15 protein-coding genes and 2 pseudogenes are annotated in these 17,806 nt (G+C 68.5%); 7 read left to right on the forward strand and 10 right to left on the reverse strand.

Annotated features, from left to right (window positions below; translation table 11 throughout):
• Positions 1–3 precede the first annotated feature (3 nt).
• The 8 genes and pseudogenes from VFZ09_RS31420 to VFZ09_RS31455 all read right to left on the reverse strand — a co-directional run bounded on the left by VFZ09_RS31420 (position 4) and on the right by VFZ09_RS31455 (position 6,958).
• Positions 4–1,044 carry a hypothetical protein gene (locus tag VFZ09_RS31420; RefSeq protein ID WP_329731466.1) on the reverse strand — a complete coding sequence of 347 codons (1,041 nt, stop codon included), beginning with the start codon at positions 1,042–1,044 and terminating at the stop codon, positions 4–6.
• Positions 1,044–1,724 (reverse strand): hypothetical protein, encoded by a 681-nt coding sequence (locus tag VFZ09_RS31425; protein WP_329731470.1) that lies wholly within the window; start codon positions 1,722–1,724, stop codon positions 1,044–1,046. Before VFZ09_RS31425 ends, VFZ09_RS31420 begins: the two co-directional genes overlap by 1 nt.
• 298 nt (positions 1,725–2,022) lie before the next feature.
• Positions 2,023–2,313, reverse strand: a pseudogene (locus VFZ09_RS31430) (hypothetical protein); the annotation flags it as partial.
• A gap of 151 nt (positions 2,314–2,464) precedes the next feature.
• Positions 2,465–3,286 carry a TlpA family protein disulfide reductase gene (locus tag VFZ09_RS31435; RefSeq protein WP_329731399.1) on the reverse strand — a complete coding sequence of 274 codons (822 nt, stop codon included), beginning with the start codon at positions 3,284–3,286 and terminating at the stop codon, positions 2,465–2,467.
• 73 nt (positions 3,287–3,359) lie between these two features.
• Positions 3,360–3,470, reverse strand: a pseudogene (locus VFZ09_RS31440) (serine hydrolase); the annotation flags it as partial.
• A 51-nt stretch (positions 3,471–3,521) separates the two neighbouring features.
• Positions 3,522–5,114 (reverse strand): serine/threonine protein kinase, encoded by a 1,593-nt coding sequence (locus tag VFZ09_RS31445; RefSeq protein ID WP_329731400.1) that lies wholly within the window; start codon positions 5,112–5,114, stop codon positions 3,522–3,524.
• A 94-nt stretch (positions 5,115–5,208) separates the two neighbouring features.
• Positions 5,209–5,970, reverse strand: coding sequence for an ABC transporter permease (locus VFZ09_RS31450; RefSeq protein WP_329731401.1), 762 nt, complete (start codon positions 5,968–5,970; stop codon positions 5,209–5,211).
• Positions 5,971–6,010: 40 nt separating this feature from the next.
• Positions 6,011–6,958, reverse strand: a complete 948-nt coding sequence (locus VFZ09_RS31455; protein ID WP_329731402.1) for an ABC transporter ATP-binding protein — start codon at positions 6,956–6,958, stop codon at positions 6,011–6,013.
• Positions 6,959–7,275: 317 nt separating this feature from the next.
• Here VFZ09_RS31455 and ettA point away from each other — a divergent pair, with 317 nt between their 5' ends.
• Together ettA and VFZ09_RS31465 are read left to right on the forward strand one after the other, a co-directional pair.
• Complete coding sequence (gene ettA, locus VFZ09_RS31460; protein WP_329731403.1) at positions 7,276–8,955, forward strand: energy-dependent translational throttle protein EttA; 1,680 nt, start codon at positions 7,276–7,278, stop codon at positions 8,953–8,955.
• A 218-nt stretch (positions 8,956–9,173) separates the two neighbouring features.
• Positions 9,174–10,334, forward strand: a complete 1,161-nt coding sequence (locus tag VFZ09_RS31465; protein WP_329731404.1) for an ATP-grasp domain-containing protein — start codon at positions 9,174–9,176, stop codon at positions 10,332–10,334.
• A 4-nt stretch (positions 10,335–10,338) separates the two neighbouring features.
• Here VFZ09_RS31465 and VFZ09_RS31470 read toward each other — a convergent pair whose 3' ends face one another.
• Positions 10,339–10,908 carry a DUF2378 family protein gene (locus VFZ09_RS31470; RefSeq protein ID WP_329731405.1) on the reverse strand — a complete coding sequence of 190 codons (570 nt, stop codon included), beginning with the start codon at positions 10,906–10,908 and terminating at the stop codon, positions 10,339–10,341.
• Between the two features lie 10 nt (positions 10,909–10,918).
• Entirely contained in the window at positions 10,919–11,692 is a 774-nt protein-coding gene (locus VFZ09_RS31475) for an alpha/beta hydrolase (RefSeq protein ID WP_329731406.1), read from the reverse strand.
• Positions 11,693–11,858: 166 nt separating this feature from the next.
• Between VFZ09_RS31475 and VFZ09_RS31480 the strand changes: the two genes are divergently transcribed.
• The 5 genes from VFZ09_RS31480 (at position 11,859) to VFZ09_RS31500 (ending at position 17,734) form a co-directional block, all read left to right on the forward strand.
• On the forward strand, positions 11,859–13,976 hold the full coding sequence (locus tag VFZ09_RS31480; RefSeq protein WP_329731407.1) for a hypothetical protein: 2,118 nt from the start codon (positions 11,859–11,861) through the stop codon (positions 13,974–13,976).
• A gap of 15 nt (positions 13,977–13,991) precedes the next feature.
• Complete coding sequence (locus VFZ09_RS31485) at positions 13,992–15,167, forward strand: lamin tail domain-containing protein (protein WP_329731408.1); 1,176 nt, start codon at positions 13,992–13,994, stop codon at positions 15,165–15,167.
• Positions 15,158–15,658 (forward strand): thermonuclease family protein, encoded by a 501-nt coding sequence (locus VFZ09_RS31490; protein ID WP_329731409.1) that lies wholly within the window; start codon positions 15,158–15,160, stop codon positions 15,656–15,658. Before VFZ09_RS31485 ends, VFZ09_RS31490 begins: the two co-directional genes overlap by 10 nt.
• A 175-nt stretch (positions 15,659–15,833) precedes the next feature.
• A complete protein-coding gene (locus tag VFZ09_RS31495) occupies positions 15,834–17,045 on the forward strand; it encodes an AAA family ATPase (RefSeq protein ID WP_329731410.1) in 1,212 nt (403 codons plus the stop codon).
• 8 nt (positions 17,046–17,053) lie between these two features.
• Entirely contained in the window at positions 17,054–17,734 is a 681-nt protein-coding gene (locus VFZ09_RS31500; RefSeq protein WP_329731411.1) for a hypothetical protein, read from the forward strand.
• Positions 17,735–17,806: the final 72 nt, after the last annotated feature.

Raw genomic sequence — 17,806 nt, forward strand, 5'->3', positions numbered from 1 at the left:
GGTTCAGTAGGTGAGCCACAGCGGGTGACGGATGAGCGCCGCGCAGACGCCAATCCAGCCCAGGCGCGGGCTCTGCGCCTCGAGCGGGAGATAGACCTGCTCGAACAGCTGCCTGGCTTCCGCTTCCGAGGGCGGTTGTCCGAGCATGCGCAGGTAGAGCGCGCGCAGGTTCTTCTGCACGGCGTCCGGGTTCTTCGCGGTGGTGTCGGTGAGCGTCACGTAGCGCAGCACGGCCGTGTTGCCCTTCTTGTCCACCGCGCGCGCGCACCACGCCTGGGACATCTGCACCAGCGTCTGCGCGGCGGAGGGTCCGAAGCCCACGTCCTTCTTGCGGTACACGAGCGAGTTGCCGCCACCGAGCGCGTCGTACCGCTCGACGCTCCGGGAGTCGGAGACGTACTCGTTCGAGATGCCGGGGGACCAATCCCCGGGCCACACGAAGAGCTTGCCGCCATTCACCACGTACGCCTTGTTGCGCCAGTTGGGATCCGTGGTGCTGACGAAGTCCTCGAGCGTGAGCCCGAGCTGATCCATCAGGCTCACCACCATCTCCTCGGCGGAGAGCCAGCGGACGGAGAACGCCTGCGGATCCGCGACCTCCAGCCGCTCGGGCGGAGGAGGCAGCTCGCGAATCCAGGTCTTCACCTGGTCGATGGTCAGCGTGACGTGGCCGCTGGCGACCATCTCGTCGTAGCGCTGGCCCAGCGGCATCTGGCGGTAGCTTCCGGAGGCGGTGGCCTCGAGCAGCTGCACCAGCAGGCTGTTCTCGGGGTCTCCGCGCTTCACGTACCGCTCGTCGTACACGAGCCCGTTCTCGAAGGCGGTGAGCGAGGCGAAGAACGGCTTGTTGCCGGTGAGGTGGCAGCCCTCACACGCGGGCGCGAGCCCGAGCCGGATCTCATCGTTCCTGTTCACGGGGGCGCACGTCCCGCCATCGTCCGGGTTATCGGTGCCGCCCGGTGGTGGTTTCTCGGTGCAGGCCCCCACGGCGAGCGCCAGGGAGAGCAGCGCGGCGGTTCTCGGCATCCAACGCGGCGTACGCATCACAGACCCCTCCGCAGCTCGGGCTGCTCGAAGAGATAGCGGATGAAGGGACGGAGCTTGCGGTCGCGTGCGACGAACTCCTTCGCGAGCTTGTCGATGAAGTGCTTCTCGGAGGCCGGGTTCAGCTCCCGGCCGATGAACATGGCGTACAGCTTGCGCGTGGCGCAGCGGTCGAACTCGCCGGAGCGCACGAGCAGCTTGCCGAAGCCGAGCGGGCCCATGGTGCCGTCGCCGTGCATGCCGAGCAGCGTGTACGACTCGGGCATCGTGTCGAGCAGCACCGCCTCCGGATTGGCGGCGATCTGCTCGGGGGTGACGGGGGTGAGCACGGTGTTGGGAAGGAACGCGTTCCTCCACCGGTAGCCCGGGGAGGAGCCGTTGTGCGGATACTTGCCGGACAGCCACTCCTTGGTGATGCGCTGCTTGCCCACGCCCGGCATGAAGGGCCACGGGACGTAGTAGCTCGTGAACGGGGTGAAGTCCCACCGCTTGAAGGCGATGGCCGCGGGGTCGAGCGTCTTGTGGCAGTGCAGGCACGTTCCGCCGGTCGCGGGGTCCGTCTCGTACGGCGGGAAGTGCACGTCCGCGGGAGGCGGCGAGAAGCTCTGGCAGGCGAACATCTCGAGGAAGCGGGCGGCCCGGACGCGCTCGCGCGGGAACGAGGACAGCGCGCCCATCATGGTGGTTGGAGCCGGCCTTGCCGAGCACCTCGACGGTGGTTCCCGGGGCCCACCAGGGCTCGACCGAGTGCACCTCGGCCACGGCGGGATTGCCGTCCGGGTCCTGGTCGTTGCACAGCTTGCTCGGGGCCTTCGAGTCGTTCACGTGGTAGTACGCACCCGGGTGCAGGGTGTTGCCGGCGCACTTGTGGAGGTGGCCGGACATGTCACCCTGGTACGCGTCGCCGGAAGCACCGGTGGTGTACGCGCCCACCGCGAGCCACTCGTGCCCGAAGCGCAGCATGCGCTCGTAGAACTTCGGCGAGGCCAGTGCGTCCTCGAGCGTCGAGCTCAGGAGGGCCTCGCGCGCCTCGGGCGTGGCCGCGGACATCATCGCTTCGTATTGCTCGAGGGTCGGCGTGGTGCCGGTGAGCCCGAGCAGGATGCGCCGCATGAGCCGCGTGTCGCTCATCCGGTCATTGGGGGGTTCGACCTCTGTTGGAGCCTCGGGGCCGCATTGCTGGGCGTGCGCCTGGGTTCCGGCAATGCCTGAGATCGCGAACATCACGGCCATCATGGCCGCGCGCTTCGAGTGCAAATGCCAGTGCATGCTTCGACCCTAATGGTGTCGATATTTGCGAGTAAATAAGGGTTTCCGGGTATGCGGGTCGAGGAAGGCCGCGAGGGCACGCGGACCCGGTGCGCTCGGCCGTGCGCGGTATCACGTGTCGAGAAACCACGAGTCCTCTGGGAGAGGGGACTCAGCGCAGCAGGACCTGCTCGATGTGGGCCGCGAGCGAGCTGGGGTGGAGCTTGCCGGGGGACTCCGCCACCAGCTTCCCCTTGTCATCGAGCAGGGCGAGATACGGGATGTTGTTCGGGTACGTCCCTCCGAAGTCATCCACCACGCGCGCGAGGCTCTCGGGCTCATGGGGCGCGGCGCGCAGGGGCGTGAACACGGGGGGCGACCGCTGCAGATACCGGACGAGCTCGGACTCATCCGTGTCGAGCGAGAGGCCCACCACCTCCAGGCCCTGTTCACGGTAGTTGAGGGCCACCGCGTTCACGGTGGGGAACATCTTCCGGCAGGACGAGCACGACGAGGCGTAGACGAAGACGAGCGTGGCCTTGTTCCCCGTGCGCGTCCGCTCCAGCAGCGCGTCCACCTCCACGGTCTCGACGCGGCCGTTGAAGCCCGGAAGCTCGCGAGGTTTCTCCTCCTCGCTGGCGTCACCCGCGCTGGCCACCTTCAGCCCCGCGATCCCGGCGAGGTCGTCCGCCACCTTGGACTTCATCGCCTCCTGCTCCGTCAGGACACGCTGCCGCTCCTGGGCGATGCGCGCGAGCAGCCGGGAGGCCGCCTCCGCATCCATGCTCTGGGGAGGCACCCGGTGCAGCAGCTCCTCGATCGTCGTCATCTCCGGGTCGACATAGGCCAGGTCCGACTTCGTGGCCGTCAGCCGCCCGAAGGCGAGGTAGGCCTGGGTGTACTCCTCGGAGGGCTTCCTCTTCGTGCCGCAGGCGAGGCCCGTCATCAACAGCAGGCACGCGAGCAGCGAACGGGAGCGGAGCGATGGAGACATGTCTCCCCCAGTCTAGCGCGCGTTGGGGAAGGTCTCGAAGGGCCAGGGAGTCGCCCCGGGGCTGGCGAGCCACAGGTGCGGGGAAGCCGGGGAGCACCTCGGCCACCCGGTCGTCGTAGCGGAGCCTGCCCTCCTCGACGAGCCGCAGGATGGCCATGGCCGTGAACTGCTTGACCCCCTCCATACCTCACACCGTCCCGGCACACCGTCCCTCACCCGGAGGGACAGGGGCGGGTCAACGGCCCATCTTGATGTCCAGCGCGGGGTTGCGGCGTGGCGGCTTCTGCGCCGAGACCTTCGGGGTGAGCTTCACCGAGAACCCGGGCGCGTCGTCGGCGGACACCCAGCGCTCCGCCGTCTCGTAGTTGTCCAGCTTCAGCGCCACCTTCACCGGCTGCGCGGGGAGCGGCAGCTCCATCGGCGTCGGGCCGTACTGCTTCCCATCCACCTCCACCAACGCGCCCGCCGGCTCCGAGAGCACCTTCAGCAGCTTCGCGGGCGGGGGCTCCTCCTGCGCGGTCTGCCCGGTGGAGGGCGGCTCGGTCCGCGTCCGCACCACCGGGGCGGGCTCCGTCACCGGCTGCACCTCGGCCGGCTGCTGGCGCAACATGACGATCGCCGCCCCCGCGCACACCAGCAGCGTGCCCACGCTGGCCAGGAGGGCCACCCGCGGGATGCGCCGCTTGGGCTCGGGAACCGGTGGAATCGACAGCGTCTGGGGGCCGCGGCTGTTCGTCAGCGGCCGGGGCGGCGGAACGACGGGCGTTCCCGTCCCCCCCGGGGTGGGAAGCTTCGGGCCCGCGGGCTGATGCGATTGCGAGCGCACGCTGCTGCGCGACGAGTTGGACTTCGAGTCCAGGTCCGCGTCCTCGGCGAGCTGATCCAGGTTGGCGGGATCCGACTCGCGCGTGATGCGCTCGGTGTACAGGTCCCTCAGGTACGCGGACAGGTGCGCGTTGCTGGCCGGCAACCGGTACTGGAGGATGTAGTCCTCGATGGCCAGGCGGAAGGCCCCGCAGTCCGGGAAGCGCCCCTCCGGCGTGGGTGCCAGCGCCCGGAGCACCAGCTCGTCCACGCTCGGCGGCAGCTTCGGGTTGAGCTGCGTGGGCGGCGGCACCTGGCAGTCGCGCACCAGCCGCAGCGTCATCAGGTCCGACTCGCCCTTGAACAGGCGCCGGCCCGTCAGCATCTCCCAGAGCACCACGCCCAGGGCGAACAAGTCACTGCGCCCATCCACCGGCTGGCCGTTGGCCTGCTCGGGAGACATGTACGGGTACTTGCCCTTGAGCACCCCGGTGGCCGTGTTGGACGCGCTTCCCGCCGCCTTGGCCACGCCGAAGTCGATGACCTTCACGCCTCCGTCGAAGCCCACCAGGATGTTCTGCGGCGACACGTCCCGGTGCACCAGCTGCAGCGGCTGGCCCTGCGGGTTGCGCGCCTGGTGCGCGTAGTGCAGCCCCGCCGCGGCCTCCGCGATGATGCGCAGCACCAGCCCCACCGGCAGCGGCTTGCCCTGCGCCCGCGCGAACTTCTCCAGCCGGCGCACGTCGTCGCCCTGCACGTACTCCATGGCCAGGCAGTGCCGGCCGTCGATCTCCGTCAGCTCCAGGATGGTGATGAGGTTGGGGTGCGCCAGCCGGGCCACCAGCCGCGCCTCCTCCAGGAACATCGCGAGGAAGTCCTCATCCTCGGCCAGGTGCGGCAGGATGAGCTTGAGGACGACGAGTCTCTCCAGACCCGCGCCTCGCTCCAGCGCCAGGAACACCTGTCCCATCCCGCCGGAGGCAATCTTGCGCAGCAATTGGTACTTGCCGAAGGCAACAGCCATGACGCAACACAATAACCCGGCTTCTGAGAATCAGCGAATGTCCTCGCCGCGACATTCTGTCGCGGGAGCAGGCAGGCAACCGAGCGTTGGCCACTCAGGCTTTCAGTTTGTAGCCAGAGCGTAACGCGGCCCACGCCACGCCCGTGGCCAGCAGGGCGACAGCCACGAGGATGCTGGCGCCCAACAGCGGAGAGAAGCCGCTCTGGCCCAGCATGCCGTAGCGCAGCCCCTCCACCATGTAGACCATGGGGTTGAAGAGGCTGATGTGATTCCAGGGCGAGGGCAGCTCGCGCACCGAGTAGAAGATGCCGCCCAGGAAGGTGAGCGGCAGCATCACGAAGGTGGGGAAGAAGTTGATCTGCTCGAACTTCTCGGCCCACACGGCGGCCAATATCCCCAGCACGCTGAAGGTGTACGAGGACAGCAGCAGGAAGAGGAGCGCGGCGGGGGCGTGCTCCAGGCGGAAGCCGGTGAAGAGCGTGGCCACCGCCCAGGTGAGCCCGCCCACCATCAGCCCGCGCACCATGGCCCCGCCGATGAAGCCGGCCATCAGCTCCAGCGGCCCCAGCGGCGCCACCAGCAGGTCCACCACCGTGCCCTGAATCTTGGTGATGAAGAGCGAGGAGCTGCTGTTGAGGAAGGCGTTGTTGGCCAGGCCCATGAAGACGAGGCCCGGGACGATGAACTGCAGGTAGGGCACGCCCTCCACCTCGTGCACTCGCCCGGAGAGCGAGTAGCCGAAGACGAGGAAGTAGAGCGAGGTGCTGATGAGCGGCGAGAGGACCGTCTGGCCCGGCACGCGCATGAAGCGGCGGACCTCCTTGGCCAGCAGGGACTTCATCCCAATCGTGTTCATGTGGTCGTCGTGGGAAGTCGTGAGGAGTCGGGTGGGGCGCTCAGGCGGCGCCAGCGGCGGCGGGCTTGCCGCGCAGGATGTCGATGAGGATGTCCTCGAGGCGCGAGTGGCGCGTCTCCACGTTCCCCACCGGGAGTCCCTGGGTGTAGAGCGTGCGGAGGATGTCCCCGGCGGGAGCACAGCCCTCGCGCTCGGGGTAGGTGACGGTGCGGCCGTCGGCGGAGAGCGTGGCGCCCGCCTTGCGCACGGACTCGGGCAGCGGCGTGGTGACGGGCTCGGTGAAGGTGACGATGAGGCGCTTCTCGCCCAGCCGGCGCAGCAGCGCCTTCTTTTCCTCCACCAGCAGCAGCTTGCCCTCGTTGATGACGCCCACCCGGTCCGCCAGCTCCTCGGCCTCCTCGAGGTAGTGCGTGGTGAGGACGATGGTGGTGCCCTCGGACGCCAGCTTGCGCACGTAGTTCCACAGGTCCCGGCGCAGCTCCACGTCCACGCCCGCGGTGGGCTCGTCCAGGAAGACGAGCCGCGGCTTGTGCACCAGCGCCTTGGCGATCAGCAGCCGGCGCTTCATGCCGCCCGACAGCGCCCGCGTGAGCGAGTCCGCCTTGTTCCGCAGGTTGAGCGCGGTGAGCACCTCCATCACCCGCGCCTCGTCCCGCTTCTGCCCGTAGTAGCCCTGCTGGATGTAGAGTGACTCGGCCACCGAGAAGAAGGGATCGAAGTTGATCTCCTGCGGCACCAGGCCCACCTCGTAGCGCGGGCGCACCGGGTCGTCGTCCAGGTCGTGCCCGAAGACGAGAATCTTGCCGCTCGTCTTCTTCACCAGCCCGCAGACCGAGCCGATGAGCGTCGTCTTGCCGGCACCGTTGGGGCCGAGCAGGGCGAAGATCTCCCCGGGGCGGATGGTGAGGTTGACGTCGGTGAGGGCCGTGAGCTTGCCGCCGTAGTTCTTGGTGAGGCCGCGGAGCTCGAGCGCGGGTGTGGAGGACATGGTGGAGGACGCCTTTACCACCCCCAGGGCCGCCGGGAAGTCCCGAGCACGTTTCCGTGACGCGGGAGGGGGGAGGGGGGTCCCGGGTGGCGCGGAGCGTCGAGGGGGGGGATCCCGGCTGGAGGGCAGGGGGGCTCGGGAGAGCGGGGGAGGGGAGGACGCGGGGCGCGGCGTGGGCTGTTCTGGGTCGGAAGGGGCGGAACCCCGGGAAACCCGCGTCCTGTATCGCGAGCGGGCGGCCGAGCGCCTTGAGCCCGCCGCGGCTCCCTGGTATCCGCCAGCGTCTACGTCACCGAGTCGGAGGCAGAAAGAGCACGATGGCCCAGAATTTCATCTTCACCATGCAGGACCTGCGCAAGGTCAAGGGCGGCAAGGACATCCTGAAGGGGATCTACCTGTCGTTCTTCCCGGGCGCGAAGATTGGCGTCATCGGTCCCAACGGCTCCGGTAAGTCGACGCTGCTGCGCATCATGGCGGGCGTGGACACGGAGTTCTTCGGCACGGCGAAGCCGGACCCGAGCGCGCGCGTGGGCTACCTGGCGCAGGAGCCGCAGCTGGATCCCACGCTGGACGTGAAGGGCAACGTGGAGCTGGGCCTCAAGCCCATCCGCACGCTGCTGGACCGCTTCAACGAGGTGAGCGCGAAGTTCTCCGAGCCCATGGACGACGCGCAGATGGAGAAGCTGCTGGCCGAGCAGGGCAAGCTGCAGGACGCCATCGACGCGTGCAACGGCTGGGAGCTGGACCGGACCCTGGAGATGGCCATGGACGCGCTGCGTCTGCCGCCCGGGGACGCGGACGTGACGAAGCTGTCCGGCGGTGAGAAGCGCCGCGTGGCGCTGTGCCGGATTCTGTTGGAGAAGCCGGACCTGCTGCTGCTCGACGAGCCCACCAACCACCTGGACGCCGAGAGCGTGGCGTGGCTGGAGCAGGCCCTGAAGGAGTACAAGGGCACCATCGTCTGCATCACGCACGACCGCTACTTCCTGGACAACGCGGCCGAGTGGATCCTGGAGCTGGACCGCGGCGAGGGCGTGCCCTGGAAGGGCAACTACTCGAGCTGGCTGGAGCAGAAGCAGAAGCGGCTGGAGCTGGAGGAGAAGTCGGAGAGCGCGCGGCAGAAGACGCTCAAGCGCGAGCTGGAGTGGGTGCGCGCGTCGCCCAAGGCGCGTCAGGCCAAGAGCAAGGCGCGTATCTCGGCGTACGAGGATCTGCTCAACCAGACGCAGGAGAAGCGAGACCCGACGGGCGAGGTGACGATTCCGCCGGGGCCGCCGCTGCGCGGGCTGGTGGTGGAGGCCAAGGGGCTGCGCAAGGCGTTCGGGGAGCGGCTGCTCATCGACGACCTGAACTTCCGGCTGCCGCCCGGTGGCATCGTGGGAGTGATTGGCCCCAACGGCGCGGGCAAGACGACGCTCTTCCGGATGCTCACGGGCGTGGAGAAGCCGGACGCGGGCGAGCTGCGCGTGGGCGAGAACGTGAAGATGGCGTACGTGGACCAGAGCCGCGACGCGCTGAACGGGGACAAGAGCGTCTTCGAGGAAGTGAGCGGCGGGCTGGACTACATCGACCTGGGCCGTGCGGGGCAGATGCCGAGCCGCGCGTACCTGGCGGGGTTCGCGTTCAAGGGACAGGATCAGCAGAAGCGGGTGAAGGACCTGTCGGGCGGCGAGCGCAACCGGGTGCACCTGGCGAAGATGCTCAAGAGCGGCGGCAACCTGCTGCTGCTGGACGAGCCGACGAACGACCTGGACGTGGAGACGCTGCGGAGCCTGGAGGAGGCGCTGCTGAACTTCGCGGGGTGCGCGGTGGTGATCAGCCACGACCGTTGGTTCCTGGACCGCATCGCCACGCACATCCTGGCGTTCGAGGGAGACAGCCGGGCGTTCTTCTTCGAGGGCAACTTCCAGGACTACGAGGCGGACAAGAAGAAGCGCCTGGGCCCCGAGGCCCTGGAGCCGCACCGCATCCGCTACCGCCCGCTCACGAAGAGCTGAGCGAAGCACGGTGAACCCCTCCCTCTCCCGAGCGGAGAGGGAGTTGACTCGGGGCTCGACCCGGGGCCCGGATACCCTCACCCCGTCCCTCTCCCGGAGGGCGAGGGGAGGTTCACTCCCGGATTCCTCCTCGACGTGGGCCCTGGCCCGGAAGTGGGCGCCGCCCCGGGTCGCGCTATGGTGCCACGCCGAGCAAGAGGCCTCGCCCGAGCCCGTCCATGAACGTCGTCTTCATCTCCCCCCACTTCCCTCCTCAGTTCTTCCACTTCGTCTCCGCCCTGCGTGAGCGCGGCGTCAAGGTCCTGGGCATCGGCGACACCCCCTATGACTCCCTCCGCCATGAGCTCCGGGAGTCCCTCTCCGAGTACTTCTTCACCCCCAACCTCAACGACTACGACGCCCTCCTGCGCGCCACCGGCTACCTCACCTGGCGCCACGGCCGCATCGATCGCATCGAGTCGCTCAACGAGACATGGCTCGAGGTCGAGGCCCGCCTCCGCGAGGACTTCCACGTCCCCGGCCTCCTCCCCGCCGACATCGCCCGCCTGCGCACCAAGATGGGCATGCACGATGTCTTCAAGCAGGCCGGCGTCGCCCACCCCAGTTGCATCCCCGTCAAGGACGCCGCCGGGGTGAAGGCCTTCGCCCAGAACGTCGGCTACCCGCTCGTCCTCAAGCCCGACGTCGGCGTCGGCGCCGCCAGCACCTTCAAGGTCTCCTCCGATGCCGAGGTCGATGCCGCCCTGAAGGAGCCCCTCCCCCACTACGTCGCCCAGGCCTTCGTGCGCGGCGCCATCGTCACCTATGACGGCATCGTGGACCGCGAGGGCCACATCGTCTTCCGCCTCAGCCACGAGTACAGCGATGGCGTCATGGAGGTGGTCCTCGAGCAGCGCGACATCTCCTTCTGGAGCCTCAAGGAGATTCCTCCCGCCCTCGAGACGCTCGGCCGCCGCGCCGTGGCCGCGCTCGGTCTGCGCGAGCGCTGGTTCCACCTCGAGTTCTTCCGCCTCTCCGATGGCAGCTTCGTCGCCCTCGAGGCCAACCTGCGTCCGCCCGGCGGCTTCATGACGGACCAGATGAACTACGCCTGCGACATGGACGTCTACCGCCTCTGGGCCCGCCTCCTCACCGGCGATGACCTGCGCGACTTCCGCTACACGCCCAAGTACCACGTGTGCCACGTCGCCCGGCGCGCCTCCCGCCGCTACCGCTACTCCCACGCGGAGCTGGTGGCGAAGCTCGGCGACGCGCTCCTGCTCCACCGCGAGCTGCCCGCCGTCTACCACAACGCCATGGGCAACGAGATGTACCTCACCCGCTACGACAACCTCGCCGCCACCCAGGACGCCATCCGGCTCATCCAGGCCACCGTCTGACGCCTCAGCGCTCCTTCCAGCGCAGGAGGTACACCGTTCCCTCCTCCTCCCTGCGCACGATGGACGCGTGGGGCTCCACCGCCCCGCTCGCCTTCAGGAAGCTCACGAAGAGCGCCTCGGCATAACCCGGCGCGTCCAGCACCGAGTTCATCCACATCTCCCACAGGCCGGGCTCCAACTCCTCGAGCCGCACCTCGGTGTAGTTGTCTCCGCCGCGCAGCGCCTGCACCATCTGCCGCACCGTGCGCTTGGGCCCGAGCAGCCGCAACAGCCGCATCATCGCCTTGCCCACCAGCGTCTGCCCGTAGCCCTCCACGTGGTGCGCCGCCAGCCGCCGGAAGCCCTCCTCGCGCGGCACGCCCGGGTACACCTCCTCCAGGATGATGTGGAGGCAGTGCGTCCACTGGCTCACCGGGTAGGCCGGCAACAGCGGCCGGTCCAGGTCCAACCCCACCTGCCTCAGCCGCTCGCGCAGCCGCGGCGTCACGCGCTCCCCCACGCCGTGACGCAGCAGTCCCTCCACCACCTGGACGAAGACCCTCCGGTCCTCGACTCTGACCTCGCGGGGCTTCACCCGGGCCTCGTCAGCCGAGCAGCCAGTTCATCGCCACCGGCAGCCGACGCTGCCAGGCCGCCTCGTGGTGCAGCCCCTCCGGCTCCAGCACCAGCGCCAGCTCGTGGTCCGCGTACCCCAGCTGCTTGAGGTGGACGTAGAAGTCGCGCGTCGCCTCGCCGTAGGGCAGCGGCACGCCTCCGGGGTTGATCCACTCGTGCGTCCCGGCGTCCAGGTAGATGCGCGACCAGCGCCGGCTGTGGGACGTCCAGTGCTCGAAGAGCTTGTACTCGCTCCACATCACCGAGGGCGACAGCGCGCCGATGCGGCCGAACACCTCCGGGTACTTCCAGCCGAGGTACAGCGACATCAGCCCGCCCAGCGACGAGCCCATGATGGCCGTCCACTCGGAGCCCTGGCGCGTGCGGTACATGCCATCCACGTACGGCTTGAGCGTCTCGACGATGAAGCGGGCGTAGACGTCCCCCCGGGCCCGCACGTTGGCGCGTCCCTCGTTCCAGGGCGAGTACTCCTCCAGCCGCCCGGGGCCCGAGTCCACGGCCACGATGATCCACGGCTCCGCCCGGCCCTCGTCCACCATCCGCTCCAGCGTGAGGTTGGCACACCAGGTGTCGAAGACGGCCGACTCGGGATGGGCGAACACGTTCTGCCCGTCGTGCATGTAGAGGACGGGGAACCGGTGGTGGGGGGCCTGCTCGTACCCGTCCGGCGTGTAGATGCGCACGGTGCGGGTGAAGCCCTCCTGCGGGGATGCGAAGTCTCGGATGATGTGCACGTGACCCATGGAACGCCGGTGAGAAGCCTGTCGCAACGATAGATGGCCCCGCGCTCCCGGCCAACCCTCTCCGGGATGGAACCCCGACGCCGCCAGTGTGGGCGGACGGAGGTTTGGGTCCGCGGCCTGGATGGGCGTTTCCCGCCCGGGACACCTCGCGGGTGGGGTCCCCGAGGTGTCCTCGTTGGTCTCCTTCGTGCAGTGCGCCGGCCGCGTGAAAGCCGCCTGCCCGCCTGCCCTGCTGACGACCTGGTTGCTCCTCGCCGTGACGGGCGCGCGGGCCGAGCCGTACGACGTGGAGGTATCCCTCTCCGACGAGGCGGACCTCCGGGCGCTGTATGAGGACGGCGTCCTCGCGGAGGAGGACTTCGAGACGCTGCGGGAGTTGCTGCGCACCGGGGTGGATGTGCGCACGGCCTCGCGCGAGGCGCTGTACGCGCTGCCGGGCCTCACCTGGGCGCAGGTGGATGCGCTGCTCGCGTACCGGGCGCGGGGGGAGGGGGACTTCGCGCCGGAGGCGCTCGTCGAGGCCGGCGTGCTCACCGCGGAGCAGCTCCAGCGGGTGCGGCCCTTCCTGGCCGGGGAGGCTCGTGCCTCGAGCCCTGTCTCCGGGCGCCTGCGCCTGCTGACCGCGTATGGGGCGGCGGATGCGCTGGTGCCGCCGGTGCTGCTCCACGCCCAGGCCGAGGGCCCGTTGGGGTTGAAGGGCGGAGCCGTGGCCTCGCTCACCCGGCGGCGCCTGGAGGCCGTGCGCTACGAGCCTCGCCGCCGCGCACTGGTGGCCGGGCTGCCCGGTGTGGTGCCCCAGGTGCCGAAGCTTCACCTGCGGTGGGAGGGCGAGCACGCCTCGGTGCTGGTGGGGACGTACCGGCTGGGTTTCGGGCAGCGGCTCACCCTGGACACCACGGGCCGCCCGGCACCGGATGGCTTCGTACCCGATGATGGCTTCCAACCGCCTGGCGGCCCCGAGCGGCGTTGCATGCTGACGGGCACGGGCGCGTGTCCGGCGGAGGAGCCCCCGGGGCGTGTCACCCCGGACTTCGCCTGGACCGAGGGCTTTCGCGGCGTCGCCGGCACCGTGCGCGGGCAGGTGGAGGGCGTGACGCTGGCCTTCACGGGCTTCGGCTCGCACCAGTCGCGGGACCTGTCGCAGTACGAGCTGCTCGACACGCGGACGCGCAAGACGCCGGATGTGCTCGCCGTGCTCCCGGGGATGCGGACGCCGGGCTCCGTGCGCTTCGTCTCGCGCACCCTGCCGGATGTCTTCCACGAGCTGGCCGGGGGCGGCCATGTCACCGTGGGACTTTCCCCGAGGACCCGCGCGGGGCTGACGGGGTGGGGCGCCTGGCCGGTGTGGGCGGTGGAGGGCGCGGGGCTCGACCTGAAGCCGAGCTCGCGTTTCCCCGCGGGCGGTGGCTATGGCGCGGTGGGCGCCGATGCCACGTGGGGCGCCGGGCCGGTGGACCTCTTCCTCGAGGCCGTGCGGAGCTTCTCTGCGGCGGGTGGAGGTTTCGGTGCCGTTCAGCGCACCGTGCTCGGTGACCGGAGGCGCGAGCTGGAGCTGACGCTGCGCTACTACGAGCGCGGCTTCGACAATCCCTACAGCCGTCCCGTCTCCGGCCCGGATGAATTCGAGGGCCTGCGCGCGAGCAACGAGCTGGGCGCCCGGCTGCGCTACCTGCACCCGACGGAGGACGGCGCGTGGCGCATGACGGGCAAGGTGGACGTGTGGACGCAGCCACCGGGCGGCGAGGCCTCCGGCACCTTCCACCTGGGGACCTCCGCCCGTGTGGACTACGTGGGCGTGCCGGAGCTCCAGCCCTCGGTGTGGGTGGAGCTTCGCAACAAGGACCTCGGCCAGAACGGACCCGGGCTGTGCTTCGAGGGCGAGGACTGCGCCGGTGAGCAGTACCGCGTCGCGGGCCGTGTTCGGCTCGACGCCACCGAGAGTCTGCGATTGGCCGCTCAGTACCAGCACACCCTGGTGGGCAGCCGTCAGCGCCCCGGCAGCTTCCAGCAGGACGGCCGGGCCTCGTTCGAAGTGCTCGTGCGGCCACTGTCCTCGCTGCGCCTGCACGGACGCGCGAGCTGGCAGGACGAGGACCTCTCGGAGAACACCCGGCTCACGCAGTCCGTGCGCACCTCGCTGGAGGTGGCCTGGGACGCCGCCGCCGCGCTGGGGACGCGCGCCCGGTACGAGCTCGTGCTCGACCTGAAGGCACCCGTGGGCGCGCGCTCGCCGCCCGAGCTTCCGCAACACCTCTTCCGGCTGGAGCTGGAAGGCCGTTTCTAGATGGAGCCGACCTGGATGAGAGTCATTCCCAATCGCTGTTCTTCCCTGGCGCTGGTGCTGATGTGTGGCGCCTGTGGCCCTTTGTTCGATGACGTGGAGCCCGCTTGTGAAGGGTGGCGGCCCGGAGACGTCGTCTTCACCGAGCTCCTGCCGGACCCCGAGGGGACGGACACCGGGCAGGAGTGGCTGGAGCTCCACAACCCCGGGCGCGCGGCGGTGGACCTGCGTGGGCTGCTGCTCTACGCGGCCCGCCCGGATGGTTCGCAGGAGCGGGCCTATCTCTTCGAGGCGTCCGTGCCCGTGGAGCCGAGGGCCTATGGGGTGCTCGGCGACGTGCGCTCCGAGTCCCTGCCCGCCCATGTGACTCACTCGTACGGCGACGTCCTGGGCTCGCTGGGCAACGCGGGCGGGCTCGTGGGCCTGCGCTGTGGCTCCGTCGTCGTCGACGAGGTGCGCTACTCCGGGCCCCTCCGCTCGGGCGTGGCGCGCATCTACGACGGGAGGCTCGTCCCGGACGCGGTCGACAATGACGAGGCGGGCCGCTGGTGTGATGCGCCCGCTTCGGACGGTGGCACGCGGGCGAGCCCCGGCGCCGCGAACCCGCCTTGCGCGGAGGCCGCCACGGATGGAGGTGTGCCCGCGGGCTCGTGTCTGTCTTCACGCACGGGGACGGTCCGGAGTCTGTCGCGTCCGCGCCCGGGGGACCTGGTCATCACCGAGGTCATGGCTGACCCGAAGGCCGTGGCGGATGCGCAGGGGGAGTGGGTGGAGGTGTATGCCCTGCGCGATGTGGACCTCAATGGCGTGACGCTCGCCAACGAGGGGAGTGGCCGGGCCCTGCTCGGCGACTCGCGGTGTCTGGAGTTGAAGGCGGGCACCCATGGCGTGCTCGCGCGGAGCGCCGATACCACGCTCAACGGGGGGCTGCCTCCCGTGCTGGGAACCTTCGCGTTCGGTTTGAGCAATGGCCAGGAGCCCCATGTGCTCCGGTTGTCCCTGGAGGAGACGTTGCTCGACGAGGTGGCCTGGACGAGCGCCGCGACGCCCGGCGTGTCCCGGCAGCTCGATCCGGCGCGCAGGGATGCCACGCGCAACGATGCGCCCGAGAGCTTCTGTCCGACGCCCAAGGACTTCCGCTTCGGCCTGGGAGACCAGGGCACCCCTGGCGCGGAGAACCGTCCATGCACCTGAGGAATGGCTGGCGGGTGCTGTGCGTGGTGCTCGGGCTGGGGCTCGTCGTGCTGTGCGCGTGTGGCTCGGAGGCCGGGTGTGGACCGGGAGCTGGCGTGGTGTCGAGGGTCGTGGATGGGGACACGATCGTGCTCCAGAGCGGCGAGCGCGTGCGCTACCTGCTCGTGGACACCCCGGAGAGCACGGGCGGCAAGCATGAGTGTTTCGGCGCCGAGGCCCGGGACTTCAACCGCTCACTCGTGGAGGGACACCTGGTGCGGCTGGAGTACGGCGAGGCGTGTACCGACCGCTATGGGCGGCTGCTCGCGTATGTGACGGTGGACGGACGCGAGGTGAATACCCTGCTCGCGGAGGGCGGGTACGCCTGCGCCCTCTATGTGTCTCCCGCGGGCAGGTCCCGGCGCGCGGAGTTCGAGGCGCTCGAGTCCGCGGCTCAGCGCGCCGGGCGCGGCCTGTGGGGCCAGTGTTCTGTCGCGCCGTGTGCACGGTGAGGCCCATGGTGGGTTGAGGCCGCCCCGGTTTCGTTCACACACCCCATCTGTGGCTACATGGGAGGGAGTGTCCCTGGGTTGGGGGGAGCTGCGCCACCGTGTGCTTGCCGTGCACGTGGGGCGAGGCGAGGAATCTTCCGAGGAGCTGTCTGCCGGGGTTAAGGTGTGCCCCGGCATGATCACGAAGATCCACATCCAGAACTTCAAGTCGATCCTCGACTACACGCTCGAGCTTGGGCGGATCAACGTCTTCATCGGCGAGAACGGCGCGGGCAAGACCAACATCCTCGAGGCCTTCGCCACGGCGAGCGCGGCCGCTGACGGCACGCTTGAAATCGAGGACCTCTATACAAGAGGTGTCCGGATCGCCAAGCCGTCCATTACCATCAGCTCGTTTCTACAGAAGAAGACCATCCAAGACATCGCGCTCACGCTTACCGCCGAGGCCCGAACGTCATCTCCGGATGAAGTGGCCCCCCAGTTGGATCTTCGGTTGGTTCCAGATGCCAGCGACATCGATTCGGGCTGGCGAGTTGATGCAATCAGCAATACCCTGATTCTAGAGACTACATCCGACACGGCAGCCCTGGAGAGGCTTCTGCGACTCCTTGACAAGCATGATTTCAGCAAGGAGCCGTCCAAAGATATACTGAAGGAACTCTCGAAATTAAAACTCAAGCGTCCAAACACCTCCATCCTTCAGAAGCAATTGAAGAGCTTCTGCATCTACAATCTGAATCCACTGGCGCTGCGTGGCATCCAGAACACCAGCCGTAGACTCCCGCTGGGCATCCATGGCGAGAACCTGGACGTCTTCCTCGAGGAGTTGACCCAGGCACAGCGCCGCGAACTCGTGCGCTACAGCAAGTTCATTCCCTGGTTCGACAATCTCCTCATCGACACCCAGGATGAGCTGAAGTTCAAGGGGCACAAGCTCGGACGAAGCACTTCCCGGCTCTATTTCCGGGACCGGTTCATGAAAAAGGGCAACAACGTCTTCTCCGCCGAGAACGCGAACGAGGGCATTCTCCACATCCTCTTCTATCTGGCCCTGTTCCTGAGCGACAAGACACCGCCCATCTTCGCCATCGACAACATCGAGACCGCGCTCAACCCACAGCTCTGCCGCGAGCTGATGAAGTCCCTCGCGGCGATGGCCAAGGCGCATGACAAGCAGGTGCTGATCACCACGCATAACCCCGCCATCCTGGATGGGCTGGATCTGCACGATGACGATCAGCGACTCATCGTCATCCACCGCAACGACCAGGGGCACTCCGTGGGCAAGCGCATCAAGCTCAAGCCCCAGGCCAAAGGCGAGCCCAGTTACAAGCTCTCGGAACTGTGGATGCGCGGACACCTTGGCGGGCTCCCCAAGGCGTTCTGAACCGGGCCATGCGAATCGGAATCATCGCGGAGGGCCGGGGTGACCTCGCCGTCATCTCCAATATCTTGAGGGGACGGCTTGGCCTCGACTTCGAGGACATCCAGTTCCTGCGGCCTCAATATGCGCTCGATGAAACGGACCTCCACTCCATGTCGGAGGAGCAATTCAGCAACTGGGGGCTCGTGAAGCAGGAGTGCAAGACCGGCTCACTGTTGGAGGAGTTCCTGAACAGCCCCATCGACGAGGAGCGACTGGTCGTCATCCACATCGACACGGCGGAAGCGGAGATGGCCGGATACGACGTCACCCGTCCTTCGGGCTCGACGGGAGACTCCTCCATCGAGTTGCACAGGCGCGTCGCGGCGAAGCTCGACGAGTGGCTCTCCGGACGGAAGTCGGACCCGTTTCGCTACGCCATCGCCATCGAGGAGACCGAGGCGTGGATCCTGACGCTCTATCAAAAGAAGGAGACCTCCACCGCTCGCGATCCCAAGAAGGCGCTCAAGAAGGTGGTGGACCAGCGCCACTCGGACAAGGAGTGCAAGCAGCTCTCCCAGATGAGGGCCTACGAACACCACGACAAGCTGAGCCGGGGCTTCCGCAAGCGAAGTACGCTGGAGGACTGCGCCACACGCAATCACAGCCTGCGTCTTTTCTTGGAGTCACTTGTCTTCAATGAAGAGGGCTGACCCACGCTCCCCACCGGGTGAGGCAGCAGCGAAGGCGGAGCGGAAGAAGATGGGATTGATCCGTTTATGTGG

This window comes from Archangium sp. (genome assembly GCF_036277355.1).
GTDB lineage: Bacteria > Myxococcota > Myxococcia > Myxococcales > Myxococcaceae > Archangium.